This is a genomic window from Streptococcus pseudopneumoniae, from assembly GCF_001074975.1.
GTDB lineage: Bacteria > Bacillota > Bacilli > Lactobacillales > Streptococcaceae > Streptococcus > Streptococcus pseudopneumoniae_D.
The window spans coordinates 1-5,852 of the sequence record NZ_JUUO01000104.1; the positions used below are offsets into that span (position 1 = coordinate 1).

A 5,852-nucleotide genomic window follows, 5' to 3' on the forward strand; every position below is an offset into this window, starting at 1 on the left:
GTACTCAAGTACAGCCTGCGGCTAGTTTCCTAGTTTGCTCTTTGATTTTCATTGAGTATAAGACTATGGTATAATAAAAGGAGGAAAAGGATGATTCTAAGACATTCGGGCATCAGCCCAACCAACGACTTGGTTGCTAAGAAGATTTTTAGTAATCCAGAAATCACTTGTCAATTTATCCGCGATATGCTGGACTTACCAGCCAAAAATGTAACCATTTTGGAGGGGAGCAATATTCATGTCTTGCCTTCCCTGCCGTACTCGGCGCAGGATTTCTATACCAGTATAGACGTCTTAGCTGAGTTGGACAATGGCACGCAGGTTATTATCGAAATCCAAGTTCATCATCAGAATTTTTTCATCAATCGCCTGTGGGCTTACCTATGCAGTCAGGTCAATCAAAACCTAGAAAAAATTCGTCAACGAGAAGGTGATACACACCAGAGTTACAAACACATCGCACCAGTATACGCTATCGCAATTGTAGATAGTAACTACTTCCAAGATGATCAAGCTTTCCATAGATTTAGTATGCGAGAGGACACTACAGGTGAAGTCTTAACTATCACAAACAATGGTCAAGAAAACCATCTGGTAAAGATGGCATTCTTGGAATTAAAAAAATACAGAGAAACCAGCAAAGATAAGGTTCGCAAGCCGTGGTTGGAGTTTTTTGGTAACAAGCCCTTTACCCAACAACCCGAGCGAGCCATCAGCCAGGCAGATCAACTGCTAGACTACAAGAGCTGGTCCGAGGAGGACAGGAAAATGTTTAGTCAACTACGTATGCGAGAAGAACAGGCCTTGTTAGCACAGGACTATGCTTTGGAGCAAGCTGAAGAAAAAGGCTTAGAACGTGGTCGAGCAGAAGGTATTGAACAGGGACTGGAGCGTGGACTTGAACGTGGGAAAGTTGAAGGGAGGGAAGAAGGAAAATTCTTTGCCTTCCTGGATATGGTACGCCAAAGCCTTCTGACTTCAGAGGTTGCAAGTCAACAGTTGAACATGACTGTCGCAGAGTTTGAGGCGCTGTTAGAAAGGCATAAGTAAGAAATCTGTGGACAAACGTTATGTAATATGAAAATAACTAAAAAGATAGCTAAATTTCTTGATGTAAAAAAGATTGGCTATCTTTTTTGTTAGGAAAATTTGAACTTTCACCTCTCTTTTCCGAATAAATAGATAGTAGCAGTGAATCTAGTAAACCTAGATTTAAAACTATGGTATAATGAAAGGAGAGAAAGTATGACTGTACGTCATCCGGGCATCAGCCCGACCAACGATTTGGTTGCTAAGAAAATCTTTAGCAATCCGGAAATCACTTGTCAATTTATTCGCGATATGCTGGACTTGCCAGCCAAAAATGTGACCATTTTGGAGGGAAGTAATATTCATGTCTTACCTTCCATGTCGTACTCGGCTCAGGATTTCTATACCAGTATAGATGTTTTGGCGGAGTTGGACAATGGCACTCAGGTAATTATTGAGATTCAGGTGCATCATCAGAATTTTTTCATCAATCGCTTGTGGGCTTATTTGTGTAGTCAGGTCAATCAAAATCTAGAAAAAATTCGCCAGCAAGAAGGCAATACTCATCAAAGTTACAAACACATCGCACCAGTATACGCAATCGCAATTGTGGACAGCAATTATTTCCAAGATGATTTGGCTTTTCACAGCTTTAGTATGCGAGAGGACACGACAGGTGAAGTCTTAACCATCACAAACAATGGACAGGAAAACCATCTAGTCAAGATGGCATTCTTGGAATTAAAAAAATACAGAGAAACCAGCAAAGACGAGGTTCGCAAGCCGTGGTTGGAGTTTTTCGGGAATAAACCCTTTACCCAGCACCCCGAGCGAGCCATCAGTCAGGCAGACCAACTGCTGGACTATAAGAGCTGGTCTGAGGAGGACAGGAAGATGTTTAGTCAACTACGTATGCGTGAAGAACAAGCTTTATTGGCTCAGGATTATGCTTTAGAAACTGCTAGGGCAGAAGGCATTGAACAGGGGTTAGAGCGTGGTCTTGAACGTGGGAAAGTTGAAGGAAGAGTTTTTGCTTTTCTAGATATGGTTCGTCAAGGTCTTTTGCCTTCTGAGGTTGCGAGTGAGCAGCTGGGCATGACTGTCGCTGAGTTTGAGGCGTTGTTGTGAGACCAGTACAAATAACGGTCAGGAAAACCACCTAGTCAAGATGGTATTCTTGTAATTAAAAAAATACAGAGAAACCAGCAAGGATAGCGTTCGCAAACCGTGGTTGGAGTTTTTTGGGAATAAGCCATTTACCCAGAATCCCCAGCGAGCCATTAGCCAAGCAGACCAACTGCTGGACTACAAGAGCTGGTCCGAGGAGGACAGGAAAATGTTTAGTGAACAACGCAGACGCGAAGAACAAGCCTTGTTAGCACAGGACTATGCCTTGTAACAAGCTGAAGAAAAAGGATTAGAGCATGGGAAAGCTGAAGGAAGTTTCGCTATGTTAGTAAATCTAGTCCGTCAAGGTCTTTTGACATCTGAAGTTGCCAGCCAGCAATTGGGGATAACTCTCGCTGAGTTTGAAGCTTTATTATGAGTTCAATCTTTATATAGTAGAAAGTTTATGAAATGGCAAGTTTTAGCTGAATACTTGCCGTTTTTACTTGACTTTTATGAGGGTTTATAAGATAATACCAAGGAAGTGAGTTCTATCCAACTGTCTATGTGGATTAGATATGAATGATTTTACTCAAGGATGATTAGTTTGTGAGATTTTCACTCAAAAATACAGTATTTGACGGGTATTTTTCTCACAAAGATGTTTTTTTCACCTTTTTTTCTAAAAATAGGTAAAAACTTTAAAAACTAGAAGAAAACCCTTGACAAATCCTGCAAATATTTATATACTGTATGGTAGTAAGATAGTCTTACGAAAAATATATAATGAAAAACAAAGGAGATAAAACGATGAAAAAAGTTTTATTGACAAGCGCAGTCGCACTCGCAGCATTTGGTGCTGTACAAGCTGTTTCAGCTGATGATTATACAGTTGATTACGACAAACAACAACAAGCTGTAGCTGATGCTGCAGCTAAGAAAGCAGCTGATGCTGCAGCTAAGAAAGCAGCAGACATTACGGCAGCTTTGCAACCAAAAAATAGAGCAGTTCTTGAGACTTATAATAAGCTTCAAAAAGCAGAAAAAGCTTATTCTACAGTAGAAGCACGTCTTCGTGCAGTTCAAGATGAGTTGACAAAACTATATCTTGCTTCAAAAACAATTGCAGATATCGAAGGTGATATGACTCAGCTTGATAAATATCTAAATGCTTCAAAAGCAGCTTTGACAGTAGCACAGAAGTTTGTTGACGGACATGCTGAATATACAGATGAAAATGGTGCTACAGTAGCTACAACTGTTTCTGCACTTAAAACTGAACGTGATCAAAAAGAAACTGAAAAAGAAGCAGCTGATAAAGCACTAGCTGAAGCAGACTTAGATTTGACAAGTGCTCGTCAAGCTGGTCAAAAAGATCCTGCTAAATTAAAAGCACTTGAAGATAAATTTAAAGATGCTGAAAAGAAATCAAAAGATGCAGGTAAAGCACTTGAAACTGCGGAAAAACGTTACAAAGAATCTGTTGCAAAACAAGATGCTTCAATTGTTGAAGTAGCAGAAATTGCTGCTCGTATTGCTGCAATTCAAGCAAAACAATCTAATGACTCTATTGGTTATGCTCGTGCAGTTGCAGGATTAGATCGCAAACTTGAGGAAAAAGAAGCAGAAAAAGCAAAACTTCTTGTAGAACTAAGTGACCAAAACGGCAATGTTCGTAAAAATCGTGATAGTGCTAAGGCCGCATTTGAAGCAGCTGAAAAAGCAGCAAAAGAAGCTTATGCTGAGTATGGTTTGACATACAATCTTGATTCTATCACTGCATCTAATGATATTCCAAGCCAAGTAAAAGTTGGTTGGGTTAAAGATGATAAAGGACAATGGGGTTATGTTGTCAATACAAAAGGTCAAAAAGCTACTGGTTGGCAATTAGTTGATGGTGCATGGTACCACTTTAACGCTGAAGGCGTAATGCAAAAATGGTGGATTAAAGATGGTAATACTTGGTACTACCTAAACGGTTCAGGTCAAATGCAAACTGGTTGGTTGCAAGACAGTGGTAAATGGTATTACCTTGAAAACTCAGGTGCTATGAAAGCTAACCAATGGTTTGAAGTTTCTGGTAAATGGTATTATGTTGACGGTTCAGGTGCCCTTGCAGTTAATACTACTGTAGGCGGATATACTGTTAACGGAAACGGTGAATGGGTTAAATAATCTAATTCAATAAAAAGAAAAAGTAGGAGATTTTTCCTACTTTTTTATTTTTACCATAAAAATTCAGTTTTTCTGGATCTTTGTCAACTGTGCTATATTGAGTTTTTGGTAATAAAATATGGTGCTACTACTAAAAATAGCATAAGTAGTGGTCAGTTCAAAACCGAAGGTGATAAAATCTATTATATCAAGGACGGTAAAAAAGTTACTGGTTGACAAAAAATTCTTCATTGATGATGAGGGAAATCGTCATGTTGGATGGAAGAAAATTGGGCTTGATTGGTATTATTTCTCTAAAGAAGATGGGATGAAGACAGGTTGGGTCAAAGATGGATTATGGTATTACTTGGATGAAACTGGTGTGATGAAAACTGGTTGGAAGCAAGTTGATGGAGTATGGTATTATCTAAACGGTTCAGGTGAAATGCAAACTGGCTGGTTGCAAGATGGTGGTACATGGTATTATCTTGCTGGCTCAGGTGCTATGAAGACAGGTTGGTACCAAGTTAGCGGTAAATGGTATTACTCATATCCATCAGGTGCTTTGGCTGTGAATACAACCATCGATGGTTACACAGTAAACGCTAATGGTGAGTGGGTGTAGTTTGAATTAGTTTATGTCACTAGGAGATTTTTAGCTTAGTTTTTTATAGCAGATACTTACTAAGAATACTGCAGTTAAATAATTAGTATCTCTAGGCGCTCTTCCATTTGTGAAATGTAAAATCCAATTAGTTAAGAGATATGAAAGAGAAGGATTTTTTGCCTTCTCTTTTGAGTTTGGGATGAATTTGAATTGTCTCGGGTAAATGAAAGAAGTGAACAGGATAATATTTCAGTCCTGTTCACTTTTATGTTATTAGTGATTGTATTGTTTTACAAGAACTCTTCAAATTCAGCGACAGTCATGCCTAGCTGCTGACTCGCAACCTCAGATGACAGAAGCTGTTGACGGACTAGATTTACTAAACCTACTTTTAATCCCTGTTCAATCCCCTCGGCTCGACCACGCTCTAAGCCCTTTTCTTCAGCTTGTTCCAAGGCATAGTCATGAGCCAATAATGCTTGTTCTTCACGCATACGTAGTTGACTAAACATCTTCCTGTCCTCCTCGGACCAGCTTTTGTAGTCTAGCAGTTGGTCTGCCTGACTGATGGCTCGCTCGGGTTCTTGGGTAAAGGGTTTGTTCCCGAAAAACTCCAACCACGGCTTGCGAACCTCGTCTTTGCTGGTTTCTCTGTATTTTTAGGTCTTATTTATGATGATTTTTCAACAGTGCCTCAAACTCAGCGACAGTCATACCCAGTTGTTGACCAGCTACCTCCGAAGTCAGAAGACCTTGGCGAACCATATCTAAGAAGGCAAAGAGTTTTCCTTCTTCCCTTCCTTCAACTTTCCCACGTTCAAGTCCCTGTTCAATACCTTCCGCCCTAGCTGTTTCCAAGGCATAGTCCTGTGCTAACAAGGCTTGTTCTTCACGCATACGTAGTTGACTAAACATTTTCCTGTCCTCCTCGGACCAGCTCTTGTAGTCTAGCAGT

At 39.9% G+C, this 5,852-nt stretch carries 5 protein-coding genes and 2 pseudogenes; 5 read left to right on the plus strand and 2 right to left on the minus strand.

The window, feature by feature from the left end; translation table 11 throughout:
* Positions 1–90 precede the first annotated feature (90 nt).
* The 5 genes and pseudogenes from ADI86_RS05840 to ADI86_RS11160 all read left to right on the plus strand — a co-directional run bounded on the left by ADI86_RS05840 (position 91) and on the right by ADI86_RS11160 (position 4,915).
* The gene (locus tag ADI86_RS05840; RefSeq protein WP_049532156.1) at positions 91–1,050 is read left to right on the plus strand and encodes an Rpn family recombination-promoting nuclease/putative transposase; all 960 of its coding nucleotides are present in this window, start codon (positions 91–93) and stop codon (positions 1,048–1,050) included.
* Positions 1,051–1,245: 195 nt separating this feature from the next.
* The gene (locus tag ADI86_RS05845; protein ID WP_049532157.1) at positions 1,246–2,157 is read left to right on the plus strand and encodes an Rpn family recombination-promoting nuclease/putative transposase; all 912 of its coding nucleotides are present in this window, start codon (positions 1,246–1,248) and stop codon (positions 2,155–2,157) included.
* 1 nt (position 2,158) lies between these two features.
* Positions 2,159–2,575, plus strand: a pseudogene (locus ADI86_RS12515) (hypothetical protein); the annotation flags it as partial.
* Positions 2,576–2,946: 371 nt separating this feature from the next.
* A complete protein-coding gene (locus ADI86_RS12445; RefSeq protein ID WP_275043689.1) occupies positions 2,947–4,311 on the plus strand; it encodes a hypothetical protein in 1,365 nt (454 codons plus the stop codon).
* 169 nt (positions 4,312–4,480) lie between these two features.
* Positions 4,481–4,915, plus strand: coding sequence for a hypothetical protein (locus tag ADI86_RS11160; RefSeq protein WP_414717527.1), 435 nt, complete (start codon positions 4,481–4,483; stop codon positions 4,913–4,915).
* 272 nt (positions 4,916–5,187) lie between these two features.
* Here ADI86_RS11160 and ADI86_RS12260 read toward each other — a convergent pair.
* Together ADI86_RS12260 and ADI86_RS05870 are read right to left on the minus strand one after the other, a co-directional pair.
* A pseudogene (locus tag ADI86_RS12260) lies at positions 5,188–5,556 on the minus strand (hypothetical protein); the annotation flags it as partial.
* A gap of 7 nt (positions 5,557–5,563) precedes the next feature.
* Positions 5,564–5,852 (minus strand): damage-inducible protein CinA (locus ADI86_RS05870; protein WP_080983189.1); only part of this gene is annotated, 289 nt, incomplete at its 5' end.

Coding starts and splice junctions, on each gene's coding strand:
- ADI86_RS05845 (WP_049532157.1), top strand. CDS start 1,246: ATGACTGTACGTCATCCGGGCATCAGCCCGACCAACGATTTGGTTGCT.
- ADI86_RS05840 (WP_049532156.1), top strand. CDS start 91: ATGATTCTAAGACATTCGGGCATCAGCCCAACCAACGACTTGGTTGCT.
- ADI86_RS12445 (WP_275043689.1), top strand. CDS start 2,947: ATGAAAAAAGTTTTATTGACAAGCGCAGTCGCACTCGCAGCATTTGGT.